The 21,528-nt window shown below is 72.8% G+C and carries 18 protein-coding genes; 8 read left to right on the top strand and 10 right to left on the bottom strand.

Annotated elements, in window-relative coordinates; all coding sequences use genetic code 11:
• Positions 1 to 213 precede the first annotated feature (213 nt).
• The 3 genes from ACIRS1_RS27410 to ACIRS1_RS27420 form a co-directional block, all read right to left on the bottom strand.
• A complete protein-coding gene (locus ACIRS1_RS27410) occupies positions 214 to 1,173 on the bottom strand; it encodes a zinc-binding dehydrogenase (protein ID WP_402844502.1) in 960 nt (319 codons plus the stop codon).
• 77 nt (positions 1,174 to 1,250) lie between these two features.
• Positions 1,251 to 1,676, bottom strand: coding sequence for a nuclear transport factor 2 family protein (locus ACIRS1_RS27415; protein ID WP_402844504.1), 426 nt, complete (start codon positions 1,674 to 1,676; stop codon positions 1,251 to 1,253).
• A 331-nt stretch (positions 1,677 to 2,007) separates the two neighbouring features.
• Positions 2,008 to 2,223: a hypothetical protein gene (locus tag ACIRS1_RS27420; RefSeq protein WP_402844506.1), complete on the bottom strand. Its 216-nt coding sequence runs from the start codon at positions 2,221 to 2,223 to the stop codon at positions 2,008 to 2,010.
• 716 nt (positions 2,224 to 2,939) lie between these two features.
• Between ACIRS1_RS27420 and ACIRS1_RS27425 the strand changes: the two genes are divergently transcribed.
• From ACIRS1_RS27425 to pqqB, 5 genes are all read left to right on the top strand, one after another.
• Positions 2,940 to 4,538 carry a PQQ-binding-like beta-propeller repeat protein gene (locus ACIRS1_RS27425; RefSeq protein WP_402844509.1) on the top strand — a complete coding sequence of 533 codons (1,599 nt, stop codon included), beginning with the start codon at positions 2,940 to 2,942 and terminating at the stop codon, positions 4,536 to 4,538.
• A 178-nt stretch (positions 4,539 to 4,716) separates the two neighbouring features.
• On the top strand, positions 4,717 to 4,875 hold the full coding sequence (locus ACIRS1_RS27430; protein WP_402844512.1) for a hypothetical protein: 159 nt from the start codon (positions 4,717 to 4,719) through the stop codon (positions 4,873 to 4,875).
• A complete protein-coding gene (pqqC, locus tag ACIRS1_RS27435; RefSeq protein ID WP_402844513.1) occupies positions 4,872 to 5,642 on the top strand; it encodes a pyrroloquinoline-quinone synthase PqqC in 771 nt (256 codons plus the stop codon). The genes ACIRS1_RS27430 and pqqC overlap by 4 nt, the downstream gene beginning before the upstream one ends.
• Positions 5,639 to 7,090, top strand: coding sequence for a pyrroloquinoline quinone biosynthesis protein PqqE (pqqE, locus tag ACIRS1_RS27440; protein WP_402844516.1), 1,452 nt, complete (start codon positions 5,639 to 5,641; stop codon positions 7,088 to 7,090). The genes pqqC and pqqE overlap by 4 nt, the downstream gene beginning before the upstream one ends.
• A 49-nt stretch (positions 7,091 to 7,139) precedes the next feature.
• Positions 7,140 to 8,060 (top strand): pyrroloquinoline quinone biosynthesis protein PqqB, encoded by a 921-nt coding sequence (pqqB, locus tag ACIRS1_RS27445; protein ID WP_402844719.1) that lies wholly within the window; start codon positions 7,140 to 7,142, stop codon positions 8,058 to 8,060.
• 42 nt (positions 8,061 to 8,102) lie between these two features.
• Here the strand turns inward: pqqB and ACIRS1_RS27450 are convergent, their stop codons facing one another.
• Positions 8,103 to 9,893: an Ig-like domain-containing protein gene (locus ACIRS1_RS27450; RefSeq protein ID WP_402844519.1), complete on the bottom strand. Its 1,791-nt coding sequence runs from the start codon at positions 9,891 to 9,893 to the stop codon at positions 8,103 to 8,105.
• Between the two features lie 199 nt (positions 9,894 to 10,092).
• Complete coding sequence (locus ACIRS1_RS27455) at positions 10,093 to 11,034, bottom strand: alpha/beta fold hydrolase (protein ID WP_402844522.1); 942 nt, start codon at positions 11,032 to 11,034, stop codon at positions 10,093 to 10,095.
• Positions 11,035 to 11,542: 508 nt separating this feature from the next.
• Here ACIRS1_RS27455 and ACIRS1_RS27460 point away from each other — a divergent pair.
• Positions 11,543 to 13,141 carry a phenylacetate--CoA ligase family protein gene (locus ACIRS1_RS27460; RefSeq protein WP_402844525.1) on the top strand — a complete coding sequence of 533 codons (1,599 nt, stop codon included), beginning with the start codon at positions 11,543 to 11,545 and terminating at the stop codon, positions 13,139 to 13,141.
• Entirely contained in the window at positions 13,108 to 14,151 is a 1,044-nt protein-coding gene (locus ACIRS1_RS27465) for a hypothetical protein (protein WP_402844528.1), read from the top strand. The genes ACIRS1_RS27460 and ACIRS1_RS27465 overlap by 34 nt, the downstream gene beginning before the upstream one ends.
• A gap of 82 nt (positions 14,152 to 14,233) precedes the next feature.
• On the opposite strand, the gene ACIRS1_RS27470 is transcribed toward ACIRS1_RS27465, so the two are convergent.
• From ACIRS1_RS27470 to ACIRS1_RS27490, 5 genes are all read right to left on the bottom strand, one after another.
• Positions 14,234 to 15,487, bottom strand: a complete 1,254-nt coding sequence (locus ACIRS1_RS27470; protein ID WP_402844531.1) for a sensor histidine kinase — start codon at positions 15,485 to 15,487, stop codon at positions 14,234 to 14,236.
• A complete protein-coding gene (locus ACIRS1_RS27475; RefSeq protein ID WP_402844534.1) occupies positions 15,481 to 16,137 on the bottom strand; it encodes a response regulator transcription factor in 657 nt (218 codons plus the stop codon). The genes ACIRS1_RS27470 and ACIRS1_RS27475 overlap by 7 nt, the downstream gene beginning before the upstream one ends.
• Positions 16,138 to 16,404: 267 nt before the next feature.
• Positions 16,405 to 16,710 (bottom strand): hypothetical protein, encoded by a 306-nt coding sequence (locus tag ACIRS1_RS27480; RefSeq protein WP_402844537.1) that lies wholly within the window; start codon positions 16,708 to 16,710, stop codon positions 16,405 to 16,407.
• 663 nt (positions 16,711 to 17,373) lie between these two features.
• The gene (locus ACIRS1_RS27485) at positions 17,374 to 18,840 is read right to left on the bottom strand and encodes a sensor histidine kinase (protein WP_402844540.1); all 1,467 of its coding nucleotides are present in this window, start codon (positions 18,838 to 18,840) and stop codon (positions 17,374 to 17,376) included.
• Between the two features lie 61 nt (positions 18,841 to 18,901).
• Positions 18,902 to 19,582 carry a response regulator transcription factor gene (locus tag ACIRS1_RS27490; RefSeq protein ID WP_402844542.1) on the bottom strand — a complete coding sequence of 227 codons (681 nt, stop codon included), beginning with the start codon at positions 19,580 to 19,582 and terminating at the stop codon, positions 18,902 to 18,904.
• Positions 19,583 to 19,771: 189 nt separating this feature from the next.
• Between ACIRS1_RS27490 and ACIRS1_RS27495 the strand changes: the two genes are divergently transcribed.
• The gene (locus ACIRS1_RS27495) at positions 19,772 to 21,250 is read left to right on the top strand and encodes a DUF2079 domain-containing protein (RefSeq protein WP_402844545.1); all 1,479 of its coding nucleotides are present in this window, start codon (positions 19,772 to 19,774) and stop codon (positions 21,248 to 21,250) included.
• Positions 21,251 to 21,528: the final 278 nt, after the last annotated feature.

Raw genomic sequence — 21,528 nt, forward strand, 5'->3', positions numbered from 1 at the left:
CCCCTCCGGTGCCGCGCCCCCGCCCGGCGTGACAGGCCGGGGCCGGGGCGGACGGGGCCTGGGGTGGCCGCGAGCGGGGTTCCGGCCCCGCAGGTCATCCGTCTCCTTCACCGGGGGTGGAGCCCACCGCCGCGGCCGGTTTGACGGGGGCCGGCCGCGGCGGCGGGTGATCGTGGTGGCCGCTTCGGCGGCGGCCGGGCCGTCAGGCCGGCGTCAGCCCCCGGGGCGGGTGATCAGGCGGCCCAGGACGTTGCCGTGGCGCAGCCGGTGCAGGCCCGTGTTGAGGTCGGCGAACGCGATCTCCTCGACGACGGGCTTGATCCGCCCCTCCGCGATGAGGCCGAGCACCTGGCGGTACTCGTCCTTGCTCGCGCCGTAGGAGCCGCGCAGCTCCACGCTCTTGCGGACCAGGGTGCCGTGGGAGAAGGTCGTGTTCTTCGCCCCCAGCCCGACGACGACCACCCGGCCGAGGCGGCGTACGACGTCGATCGCGTCGGAGGTGGTGGAGCCGAGGCCCACGAAGTCGATGACGGCGTCGGGTTCGAGGTCCGCGAGTGCGGTGACCTCGGTGAAGCACTCCCGGGCCCCCGCCGCGCGGGCGGCGTCGAAGGTGTGGGGGTTGGTGTCCACCCCGTACACCGTCGCTCCGGCGATCGCACCGGTGCGGACCCCGTTGAGGCCGAGGCCGCCCAGGCCGATCACGGCGATCGTCTCGCCGGGCCTGACCCCGGCCGCGGTGCGGACCGCGTGGTAGGCGGTGGCCACCGAGTCGGCGGCGACGGCGGCGTGGGCGGTGGAGACGGCGTAGGGGATCCGGACCAAGGTGGAGGCGTGGACCGCGACGCGCTCGGCGTAGCCGCCGTCGATGCCGATCCCGGGCGTGATGCGGGACTGGACCTCGGGGTAGCCGATGATGGCGACGGCGACGCGGTCGCCCAGCGTGAAGTCCTCGACCCCGTCGCCGATGGCGGAGACGGTGCCGGCGATCTCGTGGCCGAGGGTGAAGGGCGGTTCCCAGGGGGGCGTCATGATGCCGTCGATCACGTGCAGGTCGGAATGGCAGAGCCCGGCGACCTCGACGTCCACGACCACCATGCCGGGTTCGGGCGTCGGGTCCGGCAGCTCCACGTACTCCAGTGCGGTGTCCTTCGCCACGTACCGGAAGGCCTTCATGATGTGCTCCAAGTTTCGTAGGTGCGCGGTGTCCTGCGGCTGAGGGCCGGTGTCGTGCGCCGGCCCCTGAGGGTGCGTCAGCGCTTGGCGTGGGCCATGGCGACGGGGTTGAAGTACTCGGTGCAGCGGGCGATCAGGCCCTCGCGCAGGTCGAAACGGAACACGTACACGTTGGGGTAGTCCGTGCCGGAGTTCAGGACGAACTCGCCGTGGCACTGGACGAAGACGGTCGAGCCGTCCGCGGAGACGGTGAACTCGCGCTGGGTGAAGGACATGGCCCGCATCGCCCCGAAGAGCTGTTTCATGTGGGCGAGGGTGGCGTCCTTCCCCCGGAACAGCGCTGCGTCCTCCAGGCGGCCTGAAGGGGCCATGGGGATGAGCTTGTCGCAGTCCTCGGTCATCAGGGTGGCGAGCCCGATGGGGTCCTTGTGCTCGATGGCGTCCAGCAGGGCGGAGACGACGGCCAGGGCGGTGTCCTGGTGGGCATCGGCTGTCAATGTCATGGAACTCCTTCGGATCGGGGCGGTGGGGGGTGCGCCGGGGCGCCGGCAGGGGTTCTGCCGGTATTTCGGCAGCATCGGACGGCCGACGGGATGCCGGTCGCGAATGATTGCCGGGGTGGGGGCGGCGAAGACCCGATCTTCAGCGAGGTGGCGATGTACGGTCAAGCTTTTGAGGCTTTCTCATATATATGAATCTGCAGACGGCTTGGACACCGCCGGCGTCGGCGGTCAGATCCCCACCCGCAGAGCCTCTGCCGTAGGGGAGCCGACGTAGAACGCCCGGCCGGGAAGACCCCGGCCGGGCGTTCTACGCGAACTCGTCACGGCCCGATCAGACCCCGCCGGAACCGGACGGGACGGAAGCCGGCTCCGTGCACTGCCGGAACGCCGCCTGCAGCTCCTCCAGGGTGAGGGTCGCCGCCAGACCCGCTCGTCGTTTGGCCTCGACCGCCCGGCCCACGGCGTGCTCGCGCCATCGCAGCACGCCGTGCGAGTGGGCCATGTGGCGAGCCGCCTCCTGGGTCTCGAACCCGGGATAGACGATCATGCACTGGCGGCACAGCCAGTAGTAGCTACCGGCGCCTTCCCCGCCCGCCGACGCCCGTCCCGTGCACACCGGACTGTCGACGCCGTCCCCGGGAACCGCGACCCGGTCGCACCAGATCGCCGTCCGGCAGACCGCGACCGCCCTCTCGCTCGCGTGGGGCAGACACGTCGTGCCCCTGTCCCCGGCCGGGGCCTCCGCGGTCCGTGCGGCTTCCTGCGGCATGAGGCCCTCCTCCTGGTTCCGGCTCCGCGCGCTCACCCAGGCTGCGATCACCGCGTTCGCCGGGGCAGAGACGATCGGGTGGAAGACCGGGCAGCCTCCCGCGTCCTTCCGGCCGGATCGGTCGGCGCGTCCGTCGACAACCGGTGCGAACCCCCCCCGGACGCTGCCCCGAGCCCCGCTCCGGCCGGTCGCCAGGCCTTCCCGTCACGCCTTCCCGCCTGCACGCCGCCGGTCGGCGCAGCGCGTTCCGCCCGGGGCGTGAACGGAGAAGCTCCCGGGAACCGGGCGGATGCAGGGACGACACAAGCGCTCGCACAATGACGCCACGGCACCGCAGCCGTACCCCTCCCGACAGTCGAGGCAGACCCATGAGCCGCTCTCATCCGCCCACGCGTGCCACCACCGGACCGGCCGGAAAACCGGTACCGGAACCGGTGCCCCCGGGGCCGATACCATCCGGGCCGAGACCGCAGAAGCCGGTGACGCCAGGACCGGTGCCCCGCTCGCCCGGCCCCCGCCGGCCCCCGCGATCCGGTGCGGCCCTGCTGTCCGGGCTCGCCCTGCTCGCCCCCGCCCTCGGCGCCGGAGTGCTCGGCGGCGCGGCTCCCGCCCGGGCCGACAGCCCGACCATCTCGGTCAGCTCCACCCGCGACGGCTGGGACGCCGCGGAACCGGGGTTGAGCCCGGCGAACGTCTCGGCCGCGGACTTCGGCCGGCGCTGGTCCACGGCCGTCGACGGCGCGGTGTACGCACAGCCCCTGGTGGCCGGTTCGACCGTGGTGGTGGCCACCGCGACCAACCACGTCTACGGCGTCAACGCGGCCGACGGCAAGATCCTGTGGCAGCGCGCCCTGGGCACTCCGGTGCCGTCGTCCACCGTCTGCCTCTCCCCGGGCACCGGCATCATCTCGACCCCCGTGTACGACAAGGCGACCGGCACGGTCTACCTGGTGGCGAAGTCCAAGGAGGGCGGTGCGCACTTCTCCGTGCACGCCCTGGACACCGCCACCGGCGCCGAACGCAGCGGCTGGCCCGTACCGGTCCAGGGCGACCCGGTCAACAGTCCCGGAGTCCCCCTCAACGCGGCCACCTCCGCCCAGCGTGCCGGACTGCTCCTGCTGGACGGCGCGGTCTACTTCGGCTTCGCCTCGGACTGCGGGGCCGGCACCTACGTCGGCCACGTCGGCGGAGTCAACACGACGAGCCGCAAACTGACGCTCTGGTCCACCGAGTCCGGGTCCAACTCGCAGAACGCGGGGGTCTGGATGAGCGGCGGCGGGCTGGTCTCGGACGGCCCCGGGCGGATCATCATCGCCACCGGAAACGGTGCCGGCACCGGATCCTCGCCGCCGAAGGGCCCCGGCAACCGGCCACAGGGACACTTCGGCGACTCGGTGGTGCGCCTCGGCGTCACCAGCGACGGAAGCATCGCCGCGCAGGACTTCTTCAGCCCGACCGACAACCGGCAGCTCGACCACGACGACCTCGACCTCGGCTCCGGCGGCCCGGCCGCCCTACCGTCCGGGTTCGGCACCGCCAAACACCCGCACCTGCTGGTGCAGGTCGGCAAGGACGGCCGGATCTTCCTGCTCGACCGCGACGACCTGGGCGGCATGGGGCAGGGCCCGAACGGCACCGACGCCGTGCTCGGAGTGACCGGCCCGTTCAAGGGCGTCTGGGGCCACCCGGGCGTCTGGGGCGGCGACGGCGGCTACGTCTACCTGGTCGAGAACAACGGCTCACTGCGCGCGCTCAAGTACTCGGTGGCCGGCTCCGGCAACCCGCAGCTGGTCAGCGCCGGCACGAGTGCCGAGGGCTTCGGCTACGCCTCCGGTTCCCCCGTCGTCACCTCGAACGGGACGGCAACCGGCTCGGCCCTGGTCTGGACGATCTACTCCGGCACCGGACCGGGCGGCGAGAACGGAGAACTGCGCGTCTACGACCCGGTGCCGGTCAACGGCAAGGTCAAGCTGCGCCGCAGCTTCGCCCTCGGCACCGTGACCAGGTTCTCCGTCCCCGCAACGGACGGCGGGCGGGTGTTCGCCGGAACGAAGGACGGCCACCTCGTCGCCTTCGGCCGTACAGGCAGCTGAACGATCCCCGGGCCCGACGCCGCCGTCACCCGTTCGAGCGTGATTGTCACGCGATCGCACGGTTCGGACCGACGGACGGGCCCGGCGGCTCGTAGTGTCCTGCCCCAAGGCCTGCCGGACGAGGCCCCACCCCACGAAGCCCCACCCCAGCCCCGTTCCCTCGAGGAGGGCAACTCCCGTGAAGTCCACATCCGTTCCCCCGCTCCCCGGCACCACCACCACGCCCGCACCGACCGCTCCCACACCTGCGGCCAAGCCCCTCTGGTCCCCGCCGGCGGTCCAGTGCCACCGCACCGGCGCCGAGGTGACCGCGTACGCCGCGCGGACCACCCGGTGACCCAGGCCAGTGCCACCGCCTCGACCCGGGAGGAGTTCGAGGCCCGGCTGCACGGCCTGCGGGGAAGGTACTGGGACACCCACCCGTTCCATCTGCGCCTGCACTCCGGCGGCTGCACACCGACGGAGCTGCGGCGCTGGGTCGCCAACCGCTGGTACTACCAGCTGTGCCTGACCCGGAAGAACGCGGCGATCATCGCCAACTGCCCGCTCCCGCAGGTCAGACGGGAATGGACGCGCCGACTCGGCTACCAGGACGGGCCACACGAGGGCGAGGGGGGACTGGCCGACTGGCTGGTCCTCGCCGAGGCCGTCGGCCTGGACCGCGCCGAGGTCCTCGACGAGCGGCACGTGGCGCGCGGCGTTCGCTTCGCCGTCGACGGCTACCTGCACTTCTGCCAGGCCCGATCATGGACCGAGGGCGTCGCGGCCGCACTCACCGAGATGTTCTCACCGGACCACATGGCCGAGCGGGTGATCGCCTGGCGGAAGCACTACGACTGGATCGACCCGGTCGGCTACGACTACTTCGAACACCGCATCCCCGACGCCCGCCGGGACAGCGAGCAAACCCTCGACCTGGTGCTGGAGCACTGCGTGACGGCAGACCAGCAGCAGGCCGCGGTGGCGGCACTCGCCTTCAAGTGCGAGGTGCTGCGGGCGATGCTCGACGCCGTGGACTACGGCCCGGAGAGCACCACCACCGGCGAGGAGAACACGGGTGCCGTCCGGGTGGCAACCGTGGAGCCCGCCGGGGCCCGCCGGTGAACGCCGCGCCCGTCGCGACGGTGCCCGGGCTGCGGCGCGGCGTGCGACTGACCTACGACCCGGTCCGCCGGCAGTCCGCCCTGCTCTACCCCGAGGGCGTGCTGCTGCTCAACGAAACCGCCGCCGCCGTGCTGCGGCACTGCGACGGACGGCGCGACGCCGCGCAGGTCACCGCCCGGCTCGGCGAGGAGTACGAGGGCGTGGACGCCCACCAGGTCCGCGCCCTGCTGACCGACCTCGCCCAGCGCCGACTGCTGGCCCTCGACGGCACCGGCAGCCCGGCCGAACCACACCCGGCCACCGGACTGCCCGGGGCCGCCTCCACCGGGCGCGGCCCCGCCCCGCTCGGTCTGATCGCCGAGCTGACCCACCGCTGCCCACTGCAGTGCCACTACTGCGCCAACCCCGTCGAACTCACCCGGCAGCGCGACGAGCTGGACACCGGACAGTGGCTCCGGGTGCTCGACCAGGCACGCGGTCTGGGCGTGCTCCAGGTCCACCTCACCGGCGGCGAGCCACTGCTCCGCCGCGACCTCACCACGATCGTCGCGCACGCCCGCGAGCTCGGCCTCTACACCAACCTGATCACCAGCGGACTGCCGCTGGACGGCCGGCGCGCCGCCGAACTCGCCGAGGCGGGCCTGGACCACGTCCAGCTGTCGGTCCAGGACGCCGACCCGGGCAACGCCGACGTCATCGCCGGACTGACCCGCCTCAACGGACCCACCGGACACGGGCGCAAACTCGCCGCGGCCGCGCTGCTCACCGCAATGGGACTGCCGCTGACCGTCAACGCCGTCCTGCACCGCGGCAACGTCGAGCGGCTCGGCGAGATCACCGACCTCGCGGCCGGGCTGGGCGCCGACCGGGTCGAGCTCGCGCACACCCAGTTCTACGGCTGGGCCTGGGTCAACCGGGCCCACCTCGCACCGAGCGACGCGCAGGTCCGGCAGGCCGAACGGGACGTCGCCGCCGCCCGCGCGCGGCACGGCGAGCGGATCGAGATCACCCACGTCGTCGCCGACCACCACAGCGGCACCGCCAAGCCGTGCATGAACGGCTGGGGGAACGAACAGCTGGTGGTCGCACCCGACGGCTCCGTACTGCCCTGTCTGGCCGCCGCCCAGCTGCCCGGGATGCCGCTGCCGAACGCGGTCACCGACGGCCTGGCCACGAGCTGGCACGACTCTCCCGCGTTCAACCGCTACCGCGGCACCGACTGGATGCCCGAGCCCTGCCGCAGCTGCGACCTGCGCGAGCAGGACTTCGGCGGATGCCGCTGCCAGGCCTTCCAGTTCACCGGCGACCCGGGAGCCACCGACCCGGCCTGCCGACTCTCCCCGGACCACCATCTGGTCCACGAGCCCGGCCCGCACACGCCGACCGGCCGGGCCCCGCTGCCTCGACGGTTCACCGCGCCCGTCCCGCCCGCCCCCGGTCCGGCGTGACAACCCCGTCCCGGCGACCCGTCCCCCGGAGCACCCCCTGAAGATCCGGATCCTCGGCACCGCCGCCGGCGGCGGACTGCCCCAGTGGAACTGCGGCTGCACCGGCTGCGAAACCGCCCGCCGCACCGGTGCCACCCGCAGCCAGGACTGCCTCGCGCTCAGCGCCGACGGCACCGCCTGGTACCTGGTCAACGCCTCCCCGGACCTGCGCTCCCAGCTGCTCACCACCCCCGAGCTGGCACCCCCGCCCGGCACCCGGGACACCCCGCTCCGCGGCGTCCTGCTGACCAGCGGCGAACTCGACCACACTCTCGGGCTGTTGACCCTGCGGGAGTCCGCCGGACTGACCGTGCACGCCACCGCACCGGTGCGGGCCGCACTCCACGACGCCTTCCCGGCGGGCCCGGTGCTCGCCCGGTACACCAGCGTGCACTGGCACACCGTGGCCCCGGGGGAACCGTTCGAGCTGGCCGGAGGGCTGGTGGCCGAGCCGCTGGCCCTCGGCGGCAAGCGCCCCCGGTACGCCGCCGACCTACCGGCCCTCCCGGCGGACGGACGTTCCCCGCAGCCGCCCGGTGACCGGACGGACTGGGTGATCGGCTACCGCTTCACGGAGGCCGAGGGCCGCGCCACCGCGGTCTACGCTCCCGGCCTCGCGGCCTGGACCCCCGCCGTCGACCGGGCGGTGGCCGGTGCGGACGTGGTGATCCTGGACGGCACGTTCGCCACCGACGACGAACTCGCCGCGCACACCGCCGGCGCCCGCACCTCGCGCGGCATGGGGCACCTGGCGGTCGCCGACTCGCTTCCCCACCTCGCGCGCAGGCCCGGCCCGCGCTACCTCTACACCCATCTCAACAACACCAACCCGCTCGCCCACCCGGGCTCTGCGCAGGCCCACGCGCTTGCACCGGCGCTGGCGGCGGCCGGCGCGGCCGTGGCCGAGGACGCGACGCTCCTGGAGCTGTGACGGGGCACCGGGAGGCCGGCCGCGGAGGCGGCTCAGCGCCGCTCAGTGCGGAAGTGCGCTGCCCGCCAGCCACTGCGACCAGGACAGGGTGAAGGCGGCGTAGCCGTTGTCCCCGCCGGTGTCGCCGCGCTGGGAGCCGGTGACGGTCACCGGGTCGCCCTGTTCGACGTAGTCGTAGAACCACTGTGCGTCCGCCATCGACAGGTGGACGCAGCCGTGGCTGCCTTCGCCGTGCCCCGGGGCCGGGTCGCCGGTGGAGTAGTGCACGTAGGTGCCCGAGTAGGTCAGGTGGACGTCCCAGGGCAGGGTCAGGTCGTAGAAGTCTGGGCTGTTCTTGTCACAGGTGATGCCGGCGCTGCAGGAGGTCATCCGCACCTCCTTCTGCTTGTCGATCACCGCCATCGTGCCGTCCCAGGAGGGGAAGGAGGCGCTGCCGGCGTCGATCGGCAGGGTGCGTACCAGCGAGCCGTTACGGAAGACCTGCATCTGGTGGCCAGGCACGGAGACCTTGGCCTCCACGTCGGCGCCGATGGTGAAGGTGTGGGTGTAGTCCTGGGTCCCGACGCGGCCGTTGCCGTCGGACACGCCGGTCATGGCGGCGACCACGCTCACCTTGGTGCCGGAGGCCCAGAAGTCCTGCGGACGCCAGTCCACCCGCCGGTCGCCGAACCAGTGCCAGGCTCCGGTGACCGCCGGCGCGGTCGTCACCTTCAACTGCTGCTCCACCGCCGCGCGGGCGGACGCCGCCACGGGGTGGGAGAAGACGATGGACACGGGCATGGCCACGCCCACGGTGCTGCCGTCCGCGGGCGTGATCGAGTCGATCTGCAGCGGCGGTGCGGACGGCTGTGACGGCGACGGGCTGCCACTCGTGCCGGCGCCCCCGTCGGCCCCGGCACTCGTACCCGGTTGCGGAGTCGCCGCGGTGGAGGCTCTTCCGGCTGAGGCGGTCCCGTCGCACCCGCTGGCTCCGGCGAGGACCACAGCCGTCAACAGCGCGAGTCCGGCGCCTTTCCGCTTCCAGCCGGCGCCTGTGCCACGCCGGCGGCGTCCGGTCGTCGCCCGGTGGTCGCGGGCGGGCCTCGGCGGTGCCGCGGGCAGCCCGGTGGTGCGGGTCGGGTGCAGGGCGGGGACGTCGGAGGGTAGCTCGCCCCCGGCGATCCGTGGGGCCTGCGGGACGCCGGCCCGCGTGCGGAGGGCGCCGGCGCCGCCGAGCCGAGGCCCGGTGCCGGTGCGGGAGCGGAATGCGATGGTGGGGAACCGTGCGGCCAGTGCGGCCAGGTCCGCCGCGTCCAGTCGGCCGAGGTGAACGGTGCAGGGGGGCAGGCCGGCCCCGGCGATCGCCGACAGCCAGCCGGAGACCTCGGAGACCGGGTCGCCGACGTCCGGCGGCAGGTTCAGCGTGAAACCCTCGAAGACCACGCCGGCCAGAGTCGGGGCGAGGCTGAGCAGGTCGCGGCGGGTGATGCCGTGCCGGTGCATGCCGGTCGTGCACTCCACCACCACCCGCCGCCCGGCCAGGGCGCGCAGCGCCTCCGGTGAACCGGCGGTGCGGATCACCCTCTCCCCGGGCAGGTCGGGTCCGTCCTCGCCGATCCGGTACGGGGCGAGCACCAGGACCTCGCCCGTGAAGCCGTCGGCCAGCACCTCGGCGGCCTCCTGCGCGGTGCCCACCGCCAGCGTGCCGAGGCCCAGCAGCGCCGCCTGCCGGGCCAGCCGAGGGGTGCAGATGCCGTTGCCGTCGACGACGGGGACCAGCTCGGGGAACTCGGTGAGCAGAGTGCGCCGGTGCAGCGGCCGGCGCTCGGTGTCCACGTACAACGACAGGCTCATGATGCCTTCCCATGTGGTGCGGTGACGGTCGTCCGGCACAGGGGTGCACGGGGCGCGCGGGTGCCGGGGGCCGAGTCGCGTGTGCCGCTGCACAGGTTGCTGTTCCTCGTCCTGACCGGAGAGAAGTGAGCCGTTTTCCGTCGGGCGGACCACCGACTGCCCCGTCCGAGGTCGTGCGGCCCGTGTCCTGTGTTCGGGGTCAAGGTCTGCCGACGCGCTCCACCGACCGGCAGTACGGCAGTCGGACGATCGGCAGGCCGGCGAGGAAACGGTTGATCAGGTCGGCGACCTCCACGCTGCGTTCGACGGGCAGCATGTGGTCGGCGTGGGCGAGCCGGGCGAACCAGCTGTCCGGGCAGGTCGCGGCCAGCTCCCGGCACAGTTCGGGGGTGGTGAAGTGGTCGTGCTCGCCGGTGGCGACCAGGACCGGGACGGTCGGCGGCCGGTCGGTCCGCAGCGGGGCGTGCCGCAGCAGACGCCTGGTGTTGGTGACGTGCTGCTCGACCTCCGAGGGGTGGAGGTTGAGCAGCCTGCGGCGCAGGAAGCGACGGACCCGCAGCGCGGAGGCGACCTGGTCGGTACGGTCGTGGTTCATCATCAGGGCCACCGAACCGTCCGCGAACTCCTCGGTCCTGCCCGCGACCAGGTGTTCCAGGGTGCGCTGGATGGCGGCGCGGGAGTGGTCGGGGATCGAGGTCATCGTGCCGACCAGGGCCATGCGGCGGACCCGGGCGGGGTGGCGCTGGGCGAGGTGGTAGGCGACGGCCGTACCGTACGAGCCGGCCACCACGTTGACCGAGGCCAGCCCCAGGTCGTCCAGGACGTGGCAGAGCGCGTCCGCCAGGAAGTCGGCCCCGTAGTGTTCGGGCAGTACCGCGCCGCGGCCCCAGCCGGGCAGGTCGACGGTGAGGACGTCGGCGACGGCCAGGAACTCCTGCTCCAGGCGCCCCCAGCTCTCCTTCGTCTGGAACGCACCTCCGACCAGCACGATCGTGGCCAGGGCCGGCGCCGGTGAGCGGACCAGCCGGGACTCGCACGGGTATCCGCGCCAGCTGTGCCCGCGTACGGCGGGGGAGCCCTGCTGCGGCGCGGTGCCGGTGAGCGGCGGGGCCTCGGCGCGGGGCGCGGACGCTGTCGACATGGATCTTCCTCCAGGCCCGGTCGGGTACGGGACGGCAGTGGTAGAGACCATGCTAGGAACGCCCGCGGTCGTCGCGGGTCGGCCGATCGGCCCACCGGGCAGGGGAGTCGGGCAGGGGCGACGTCGAACTCCAGCCCAGGACGGAGCCCCGGAGATCAGGCTCCTGACCCGCCCTGACCTCGGACCCTCGCCCCGCGCCCGGCCTCCGATCGACAACTTCTGTGAAGAATTTGAAGGTTGAGTGCGTACGCAGGGCTGTTCCCGAGGCCTTCGCCGTCCCTATACTCCCGTTGCCCGCCTACCGGATCCCGGCCCACGGGCACCACCCGTCGCGCCCGGCCCCACCCGGCCGCGCGCCCGTACGAGGGAGAACCGCTCATGGTCAAGCACTACCTCAAGTACGCCTTCAGCACCCTCACCGCCGCGATGTTCGCGCACATGGCCTGACCCGGTCGGCCCCGGCCAGGGCCGGGTGGCGATCACTCCGACCCTGGCCCGGGGAGCCCGCTTGTTCGCAACCGCAATCAGCCAACTGCGCTACGGTGCAGCGATTCTGACGAATCGTCGGATACGTCCGGGCGACCTGGAACGCCTCGCCCGGGACCTGGTCGCCACCATCGCCGAGTTCGGCGAGCCCGGCGAGGACTCCGCCCTGCTGCCCGGCCGCGCCGGGCACGTCGACCCGCAACTGCGCCGCGAGGTCGCCCGACGCAGCCTGCGCGCCACCGCCCGCGCCGCAGCCCGCCACACCGCCTACTACCGACGGCAGTTCGCCGCCTTTGACCTCGACCCGGACCGGCTGGAACCCGAGGACTGGTCACGCGTCCCCGTCACCCCCAAGGAAGCGCTGCGCTCCCTGCCCGCCGCCTTCGTCTCCGACAGCGCCACCCCCGCCCTGATGGCGCTCACCACCGGCACCAGCGGCACCCCCACCTCCGTCTGGTTCTCCCGCGCCGAACTGGACTGCACCATCGCGTTCAGCACCATCTCCGCCGTGCTCGGCCTCGGCCTGCGCCCCCGCCACACCGTCGCCTACGCCGGCTGCTCCCGCGCCACCCTGCCCCTGGTCAGCGCCGAGGAGTCGACCACCCGCACCGGCGCCGGCTTCGTCCAGCTCGGCACCGTCAGCCCCGCCCTCGCCCTCGACCGCCTCGCGTCCCCGCTCGGCCTGCCCGGCAAGGACCCCCAGATCACCCACCTGACCACCTCCGCCTCCTACCTGGCGGCCCTGGTCCAGGAAGCCGAACACCACAAGTGGCACAGCACCGACTTCGGCCTGCAGTCGATCAGCGTCGGCGGCGAGGTCCTCTCGGCCCCGCTGCGCCGCCGCGCCGAAGAGGCCTTCGGCGCCGCCGTGTCCTCCGCCTACCTGATGACCGAGACCCTGCCCTCCGGCGCCACCCCCTGCACCCAGGGGCACCTGCACCACACCACCGAGTTCGGCCACCTCGAAGTGCTCGACCCGCTCACCCTGGAACCGACCGCCCCCGGCGGCCTCGGCACCGTCGTGCACACCCCGTACGTGCCCTACCGCGAGTGCACCCTCCTGCTGCGCTACGCCACCGGCGACCTCGTACGCCTGCCGGCCGAGCCGCCGGGCTGCGAACTCGCCCACCTGCCCGCCACCTCGGGAATCCTCGGCCGCTGGAACGGCCCGCTCAGCACCACCGTCACCACCCGCGAGGTGCTCGACCTCGTCGAGGCCGAACCGGAGGTCCCGCTCCCGGCGCGCCATGCCCTCACCGAGGGCCCCGACGGCACCGCCCGCCTGCACCTGCTGGTCACCCGGCTGCCCGCGACCGCCCTGCTCGGGCGCCTGGAGGAGCGCGCCGGGGCCGCGGGCCTGCGGCTGTGCGACATCGTGCTGCACGAGGACCGCGCCACCATGCCGCCCACCACCCCCGTCCGCGCCGACCTGCGCGAGCACAGCTTCGAGACCGGCTCCGCGCAGGGCTCCGCGTCCAGTGCCGCCGCGGCCGCGCCCCGCACCGCGCCCCGCACCGAGGCCGGCACCGAGGCCGGCACCGGACGCGACCCCGATCCCACCGACGACCCCGCCCCCGGAGGCACCGCATGGGCGCCAGCCCCGCCGCACTCGCCGCGCTGAGCGCCGCCGTCGCCGTCGAGACCGCCGCCGCGGCCTGGTACCTCGCCCGCGTCCGGATGCCCCGGCCGCCGGTCGGCGTGTACACCGGCGGCGACGTCGCCGTGCTCTGCGCTGGCGTGGTCATCGCCCCGCTGCTGTACTCCGCGCTGCCCGGGGCGGCCGTCTCCGCCGTGTTCGGCCTCGTCTGCTGCCTGGCCGCGCAGTTCACCCTGGCCCCGCTGCTCGCCGCCGCCGGACTGCGGGCCACGCCGTGGTCCTGGACCGCCGCCCTCACCGCCACCGCGGCCACCGCCCTGGCCGCCCTCACCGGCCACCCCGGCGCGGCCAGGGCCGGCAGCGACGCGCTGATCGCCGTCGCCGTCGTCGGCGTCGCCAACCTGTGGACCCAGAGCGGCCTGCGCTCCGCCCACACCGCCGCGCTCGCCGCCGTCCTCACCGGCTACGACCTGGCAGCCACCACGCTCACCGACACCACCACCCGCTTCTTCGAGCAGGTCCAGGACCGCCCCTTCGCCCCGATGCTCGCCCTCACCGGCGGGCCCCACCCCGTCGCCGTCGGCCTCGGCGACCTGCTGCTGCTCGTCCTGTACCCGCTGGTCGCCGCCAAGGCCCACGGGCGCACCGCCGCGGCCTGCGCCGCCCTCGCCGGACTGCTGACCACCACAGCCGTGAGCACCTGCTTCGCCCTCGGCCTGCTGACCTCCGGATTCCCGCTGCTCACCGCGCTGGGCCCGCTGATCGTCGCCCAACACCTGTACTGGAGGCGCCGCTCGGGCGGCGAGCGCACCACCGCCCGGTGGCGCGAGGGGCTGCCCGGCCCGCGGCCCCGGCCCTCCCGGTCCGAACTCGCCGCCGCCCTCGACACCGCCGTGCCCGAGGGCACACCGCCGGGCAGCTGGCTCGCCCTCGCGGACGGCCGGGTCCTGGGCACCGGCCCCACGCCCGGCCGCGCCCGCCGCGAGGCCCGGGTCCGGGGCGAGGATGCGCCCACCACCGCCCGGATGGTCTGACCGGGTCCCGACCTGCCCGCCGCAGTGCCGCTGCACCCGACCCGCCGTCGAGCAGGGTCGTTCCGCGGGCCGGCCGCCTCTCCTACGGGTTGGTGGCGCCGTCGCCGGGGCTGCCGGGCGGTGCGTCCGGTGGTGGGGGCCGGTGCCGCTCGGGTGCGGGTGGCGGCGGGTCGGCGGGAAAGCGGACGCGGACGGTGAGCCCGCCCTCGGGGTTGCCCTCCAGGGCGAGGTGCGCGCGGTGGGCGACGGCGATGGCGTGGACGATGGACAGGCCCAGCCCCGACCCGCCGCCGGGGGAGCTGAGCCGTGGGTGCGACCCGCGGCGGAACGGTTCGAGGAGCTCGTCGATGGTGTCGGGGTCGAGGCTGGGACCGGTGTTGCGTACGAGGAGCGTCCGGTCGTCGAGCCGGACGTGGACGCCGCCGCCGGGATGGTTGTGCAGGACGGCGTTGGCCACGAGGTTGCGGACCAGGTGGGTGAGGAGGGCCGGATCGCCGTGCACGGCGGTGGGCCGGCCTTCCGTACGGATGGTGACCCGTGCCGTGCGGGCGGCGCCGGCGGCCGCGTCGGTCTCCCGGGCGGCGATCGCGGCGAGGTCGACCGGCTCGTGGTGGTCGAGGCCGTGCTGGCCGCTGGCGAGTACGAGCAGGCCGTCGATGAGCCGCTCACCGGCCCGGTTGGACTCCAGGAGCTCGGAGCGGACCTCGGCGAGCTCGGCGGGGTCCGGATCGTGCAGGCCGACCTGGATGAGGGTGCGCTGGACGGCGAGGGGGGTGCGCAGTTCGTGGGAGGCGTTGGCGACGAAGCGCCGCTGCGCGGTGAAGGCGGCCTGGAGGCGGTCGAGAAGCTCGTTGAAGGTGCCGGCGAGTGCGGTGATCTCGTCGCGGTGGGCGCCGGCGGTCAGGCGCCGGTGGAGGCTGGTCGCGCTGATCTCGCGGACCGTGGTGGTGATCTCGTCGACGGGGCGCAGCACGCGGGCGGTGGTCCACCAGCCGACCAGGGAGGCCAGCAGGGCGGCGATGACCAGGGCGACGACGGACCACAGGAGCTGCTGCTGGGCCGCGGCGTCGGTGATCTGCCGGCTGAGGGTGGTCAGGGTCGTCCCGTCGCCGCCGGGCAGCAGGGTGCCGCGGAAGGGAGCCTGTCCGGGGCCGACGGGCTGGGCCTGCGCCCAGGCCGCGGGGTGCTTGGCGAGGTCGGTGATCTCCAGGGCCCGGGCGGTGGTGCCCCGTTGGGTGAGGAAGTACACGGCGGTGAGTAGGAGGGCGCCCAGGCCGAGGAAGGCGGCGCCGAAGGCGACGGCGATGCGGGTGCGGATGCTGCGGGTCCTCAGCACAGCGCGTACCCGATGCCGGGGATGGTCTGGATCGGGTCGGGGGCGCCGAGCTTGCCGCGCAGCTTGCTCATGGTGACGCGGACCGCGCCGGTGAACGGGTCGGCGTGGGCGTCCCAGGCCCGTTCCAGGAGTGCCTCCGCGCTGACGGGGGCGCCGTCGGCCTCCAGGAGGATGCGCAGGACCGCGAACTCCTTCGGGGTCAGGGTCAGGGTGCGGCCCTCGCGCGTGACGTGGCGGCGCGCGGTGTCCACGGTGATGCCGGCGTGCTGCAGGCGCGGCGGCACGGCGGGTGCGGCGCGGCGGGACAACGCCTGGATCCGGGCGACGAGTTCGGGGAACTCGAACGGTTTGCACAGGTAGTCGTCCGCCCCCAGGCCCAGCCCGCGGACCCGGTCCTCCAGGGTGCCGGCCGCGGTCAGCATGAGGATCCGGGTACGGGCACCGGAGGCGGCCAGGGTGCGACACAGCGTGTCGCCGTGCACACCGGGCAGGTCGCGGTCCAGGACCAGGACGTCGTAGTCGGCCAGTTCGGCCAGCTCGCGGGCCTCTTCACCGTCGAGGACCACGTCCACCGCCATGCCCGCGTGCCGCAGTCCGCGGCCCACCATCCTCGCCAGGACCGGCTCGTCCTCCGCGACCAGAACCCGCATCACACGTCCTTCCGTACCGTCGCCCCCTGTTCGCGCCCATGGGGTGGACGGCAGCATCCAGTCTGTCCGCGCACCGGCGTGCCCGGAAGGCTCCGATCGACCCCCGGACCGGGGGACATCCCCGAGCCCGGGGGCTGTTCCACCGCCTGCTGGGTCGGTTGCTGGAACAGCCCCGTCCGTGCGGCCTCGCGGCGGTGGTGGCTCCGCCCCCTCCGAGGTGGAGCCACCGCGGGCCGACTGGTGGGGAGCGCCCTGCGGCTCAGCGCATCACTTCTGCACCGGAGTCGCGGGAGCGACACTGTCGGTGAAGGTCAGCTTGCCGTCCTTGCCGGTCTGGATCGGCCGGTTGGCCTGGCCGGACTTGGCCGCGGCATCGCCCTTGGGGACCGTGTGGCTGTAGCTCAGGTTGCCGTTCTTGTCGGTCTGGAGGGGGGTAACGCTCCGGCCGGACGGCTTTGCCGCGTTGTCCGGGGACTGTGCGGCGGCCGCCACACCGCACACCGCCAGCGTCGTGAGCGCCGCACCGCCCAGGACGGCGACGGCCTTGCGGTGGATCATGCGGGTGATGTTCATGATGAGCCCTTTCACTGTCGGCGGCCCCGTGGCCGCCTTCTGGTACCCAGCTCACCAAAGCCCGTGTTTCGGCAGCGTCTCCCCGGTCTTTAACCGTTCTTCATCCCGCCGGGTCGCCGGGCCGTGGGGCTCGCACGACCCGGTCCGGCGGCCGACGACGGGCCCGGCCGGAGTGCGGTGCCGCGAGAGCAGGGCCTTGTCCTCCGGCCCGACCGAGAGCACGGCCACGCCCGGTTCCCGTACTCCCTCGGAGGTAGAGCGCCACGAGGGGAGCCGGATTGGTGGCGGATGAGTCCCCACGGTCGGGCGATCAGTCCCCGAGGGACAGCGGTTCGGCGAGGCCCTGTCGTCGGGGGCCACCGGCCAGGGGGTGATCGGCGTCGGCGTGGACCACCGGGCCCGCACCGCACGCCTGACCCTCGACGCAGTCCTGCGCACCCCCACCGGGGCGTTGCCGCTGGGCGGACTCAACCACTGACCGTGCCCAGCGTCGGGCTCGAACAGAACACCTGCAGGGTGGTGCCCGCCCGGGGGTCCGCCAGGTCCTTCTGGCAGTCCGGCGCCGCCCAGCTGCTGCCGCCCCGGCGTCGACGCAGTCGCTCGACACGTCGCCGCCCAGGACTCCGCGGCTGACGATAACTGTCAGGCCCGGGCCAGTGCCGATTACGGGGCCAGACCGCTGGCTGGCCGTGCTCGCTGCAGGCACAGGACGAAGCAGGCGCCTTCCGGGTCGTCGGCGGCTGCCAGTGTGCCGTGGTGGTGGTGTGCGATCTCGCGGGCGATGGCCAGTCCCAGCCCGGCGCCGCCGGTTTCGCGCGTGCGGGAGTCGTCCAGCCGCGCGAACCGCTGGAAGATGAAATCCCTCTGGTCCATGGGGATCCGGGGACCGTCGTTGCTGATGGTCACAGATACCTCGGCGTCGGGCGCTTCGGTGGGCTGGGATGCGACCTGTACCTCGACACGGGTGCGTGCGTGGCGGCACGCGTTGTCCAAGAGGTTCCGCAGGGCGCGTTCGAGGTGATCGTGTCTGCCGCGGGCCGGGGCCGGGCCGTCGACGTGGCAGGTCAGGGTGAGTTCGTCGCCGTACCGATCCTCGTACTCGGTGATGAGTTCGGTGGCCAACTCGGCGAGGTCGACGCTGGCGGCGGGCAGGTCTTGGACGGTGGTGGCGTCCAGTCGCCCGAGCAGCAGCAGGTCCTCGGCGAGTGTCTGCAGGCGCCTGGCCTGTCGGGCGGCGGTGGCGATGGTCTCTCTCGGACTGCCGAGCTCGGGATGAGCGAGCGCGACCTCCAAACCACTCAGCAAGCCGGCCAGTGGGCTTCGAAGTTCGTGGGAGGCGTCGGCGACGAACCGGCGCTGGTCCGTGGCCGCGTGGTCGAGACGCTCCAGAGTGGCGTTGATGGTGGTGCCGAGCGCGGCGACCTCGTCCTGACTGTCCGGGACATCGAGACGTTCACGTGGGTCGGTGGCGCTCACCTCGGCCATGCGCAGCCGCATCGCCTCCACCGGGCGCAGGGCACGGCGGGTGGCGAGGTAGGCGACGACGGCGACCAGGGCGACGGCCAGAGGGACCGCGGGGAACAGGAGGCGGTCGACTGCCGCTGCGGCCCGCTGCGCGGGTCGGGGACTGATGGCCGTGTAGACCCGGTAGCGGGTGCCGTTGCCCGCAGTGGTTTGTCCCGCTTCCGGCGGCGGGCTGTGGCTCTGGTCAAGGACGAAGGTGGTGGCCTGCACAGTGATGGTGGTACCGAGCAGGGAGTTGTCCAGCGCCGTCCTTTGCAGCGGGAAGTAGTGTGGGTCGGTCTGCGGTGGAACGGTGTCGAGGCGGACGGTGTACTGCCGGTTGTAGTCCTGCATGTCATCGACTGGTCCGTGTCCTGGGAACGGAAGAGCCGGGTGGGGGCCTGTCAGGAACGGCCAGAGGGCCCCGGAGCCGCCGACGATGGTGTTGTCGCCCGTCACGATCGCGTAGGGCGCGTCTGTGTTGATCACCAGGTTGTCCACGCTGCCAGTGGACGTGATCTGCTGTCTGGTGGTGTAGGTCTGGGAGACGGCGGTGTCCCGGGTGGCCTGCATCTCCCGCTGGTAGGTGCGGTCGTGAACGAACCAGGCTCCGAGGGTGAAGATCACCGTTGCTGCCAGGGCCGCGCCGAGGGCGGAGCGGGCGCTGACAGACCTTGGTCGCCATCGCCTACCGGTGAGGTTCACGGTCGTCCACCAGGCGGTAGCCCAGGCTGCGTACGGTCTGCAGCGAGTGCCGGCCGAACGGGGTGTCGATCTTGCGCCTCAGAGCGCTGATTCTGGCTTCGACCAGATTCGGATCCGCCGCGTGATCGGGCCACGCGTGGTACAGAAGCTCGGATTTTCCGATCGGCTCACCCGGCCGACGGGCCAGCACCTGCGCGATCGCGAACTCCCGCGCCGTGAGGAGAACCGGCTGATCCGCACGGTGGCAGGTGCGAGTCGCCGGGTTGAGGACGAGGTCCCCCACGGCCAACTGCGTGGGGCCGAGGGCCGGACGCCGCAGCAGAGCGCGCAGTCGTGCGAGCAGGACCGGGTAGGAGAACGGTTTGGCGAGGTAGTCGTCGGCGCCGGTGTCGAGCGCCTCGGTCTGGTCCCAGTCCCCGTCCTTGGCCGTGAGGATGAGGACCGGTGTGTCGATGCGTTCTCGTCGAAGCGCGGCACAGACGCGGTAGCCGTTCATGGTCGGCAGCATGATGTCGAGCACGATCGCCGCGTAGTCCCCGGCGCGCGCCCGCAGTAGACCGTCCTGGCCGTCGTGGGCGAGATCGACCGTGTATCCCTCGGCCGAAAGGCCGCGGTGCAGGGTCGCCGCGAGGTCGGTTTCGTCCTCGATCACCAGAATCCGCATGCCTACCAGGGTGCCATGGTGTTTCTGCCCGCCCGTGCCCGATCAGGCATGGATTCCTGCCCGAACTGTGTGGTTGCCGGCGAATCTCCTGCCGATCTGATCAGTCGGTCAGGTTGAGTCAGCGAAGCATCAGGTGGCCTCCCGCATGCTCGGTCCTTCCGATCAGCAGGCGATCCGAGAGGCCGGGCCATGTCCATCTCCCCGCCGGTCACATCCGGCAACACGCGGGTAACGGCTCTGATCAGCCCTGGCCGATGGCTTTCTTCTGCAGACCGCATCGCACAGGCCGGAAACGGCAAGAAATTCTCCTGGGGATGCGCCGGGATCCTTTTCGTTCTCTATTCTGTGCTGTCGATCCGTCTGCAGCAGAAAATGCTGACGACGGGCTTCGACCTCGGGATATTCGAGCAGGAGGTCCGGTCCTACAGTCAGGGGCATGCGCCGACTTCAGGGCTCAAGGGGCCGGGCTTCAACCTCCTGGGCGACCACTTCTCCCCAATCACCGCGCTGATCGCACCGTTCTACAGGATCTTCCCCTCTTCTTTGACACTGCTGGTGGTGCAGGCCGCCCTGCTGGCAGTGGCTGCCGTTCCACTGAGCCGGTGGGCGCACGACATCGGTGGCCGGCAGGCGGCGCTGGTGGTCGGCTTCGGCTACGGCGCCTCCTGGGGGATCGCCTCGGCCGTCGGCTTCGACTTCCACGAGGTGTGCTTCGCCGTCCCGCTCCTGGCTTTCTCCGTCACGGCCCTGGGCCGGCGACGGTGGCGCGTCGCCGTGCTCTGGGCCCTGCCACTGTTGCTGGTCAAGGAAGACCTGGGACTCACTCTCGCAGCAATCGGCGGTTACGTCGCCTGGCGCGGCTCGTACCGCCTGGGTGCCGTCACCATCGCCGCGGGAATCGGCGGGACGCTGCTGGAGACCTTCGTCCTGATTCCGGCCTTCAATCCCGCAGGTCACTACTCATACTCGGGGAACCTCTCGGGCGTCGGGGGCCAAGGCGGCCTGGCCGGGCTCCTGCACCTGCCGTTGGACCTGGTCACTCCACAGACCAAGGTGGTCACCCTGGTCCTCCTGCTGGCACCGACCGCCTTCATGGCGGTCCGTTCCTCCCTACTGGCCCTGGCCGTTCCCACGCTCACCTGGCGGTTCCTTTCCGACAACCCGGCCTACTGGGGTACCCAATTCCACTACAGCGCCGTACTGATGCCGATCGTCTTCGCCGCGTTCGTACACGCCCTCGAGCGATCGGTGGCGGGCAAGCCGCTCCGCGAGCGTCGCGTGGTACGCACCGGCCTGTTCGCCGGCGCCTGCGTCACACTCGCACTCATCCCCGCCTTCCCGCTGTCCCAGCTCGCCACGGTCGACTTCTGGCAGACATCGCCACGCATCGCGGCCGCCCACCGGCTCCTTGACGAGATCCCCAGCGGGGCGAGTGTGGCGGCCTCAAACAGCCTCGTGCCCCAACTCACCAACCGGTGCACCGTGGCCCTCTTCGGAACCCCGAACCTCCAGCCGACCGACTGGATCATCGTCGACACCGACGGGGACCAGGCCGGCTTCCCCGTGCCCGCACAGGAGCAAGCCCGCCAAGTCGCGGCAGCCTACGAGGCCGGATACCACACCGCCGCACAAGACAACGGATTCCTCCTACTCCACCGCACAGCCTGAAACACCGGGGCACCAGCTTCACCGCTGCCTGCTGACCACGGCACCAAGCATCAAAGATCTTGACATCAACAGGGCATCGCCATCGGACAGCCGGCGAGCGGTCACGGAGGCGCCGCAGGCCGGGCGCTGCAGCCGTCCCGAAGCCCCGAGACGCCGTCGAACGACGGCTTCGGCGGTGAGGCGCGGCAGCCGTAGGAGACACCCCGGGCCCCATCCCGTACCGGTCGTTTCGGAGGTCCTGCCCTCGCGCACCGGCACCGTGCCGGCCCGTCGCCGCT

It is taken from the genome of Kitasatospora sp. NPDC101176, assembly GCF_044768035.1.
Taxonomy (GTDB): Bacteria; Actinomycetota; Actinomycetes; order Streptomycetales; family Streptomycetaceae; genus Kitasatospora.

Bases quoted from the DNA above. Each gene is read 5' to 3' on its own strand.
- ACIRS1_RS27410 (WP_402844502.1), bottom strand. From the start codon at position 1,173: ATGAAGGCCTTCCGGTACGTGGCGAAGGACACCGCACTGGAGTACGTG.
- ACIRS1_RS27415 (WP_402844504.1), bottom strand. From the start codon at position 1,676: ATGACATTGACAGCCGATGCCCACCAGGACACCGCCCTGGCCGTCGTC.
- ACIRS1_RS27420 (WP_402844506.1), bottom strand. From the start codon at position 2,223: ATGATCGTCTATCCCGGGTTCGAGACCCAGGAGGCGGCTCGCCACATG.
- ACIRS1_RS27450 (WP_402844519.1), bottom strand. From the start codon at position 9,893: ATGAGCCTGTCGTTGTACGTGGACACCGAGCGCCGGCCGCTGCACCGG.
- ACIRS1_RS27455 (WP_402844522.1), bottom strand. From the start codon at position 11,034: ATGTCGACAGCGTCCGCGCCCCGCGCCGAGGCCCCGCCGCTCACCGGC.
- ACIRS1_RS27465 (WP_402844528.1), top strand. From the start codon at position 13,108: ATGGGCGCCAGCCCCGCCGCACTCGCCGCGCTGAGCGCCGCCGTCGCC.
- ACIRS1_RS27475 (WP_402844534.1), bottom strand. From the start codon at position 16,137: ATGCGGGTTCTGGTCGCGGAGGACGAGCCGGTCCTGGCGAGGATGGTG.
- ACIRS1_RS27480 (WP_402844537.1), bottom strand. From the start codon at position 16,710: ATGAACATCACCCGCATGATCCACCGCAAGGCCGTCGCCGTCCTGGGC.
- ACIRS1_RS27490 (WP_402844542.1), bottom strand. From the start codon at position 19,582: ATGCGGATTCTGGTGATCGAGGACGAAACCGACCTCGCGGCGACCCTG.
- ACIRS1_RS27495 (WP_402844545.1), top strand. From the start codon at position 19,772: ATGTCCATCTCCCCGCCGGTCACATCCGGCAACACGCGGGTAACGGCT.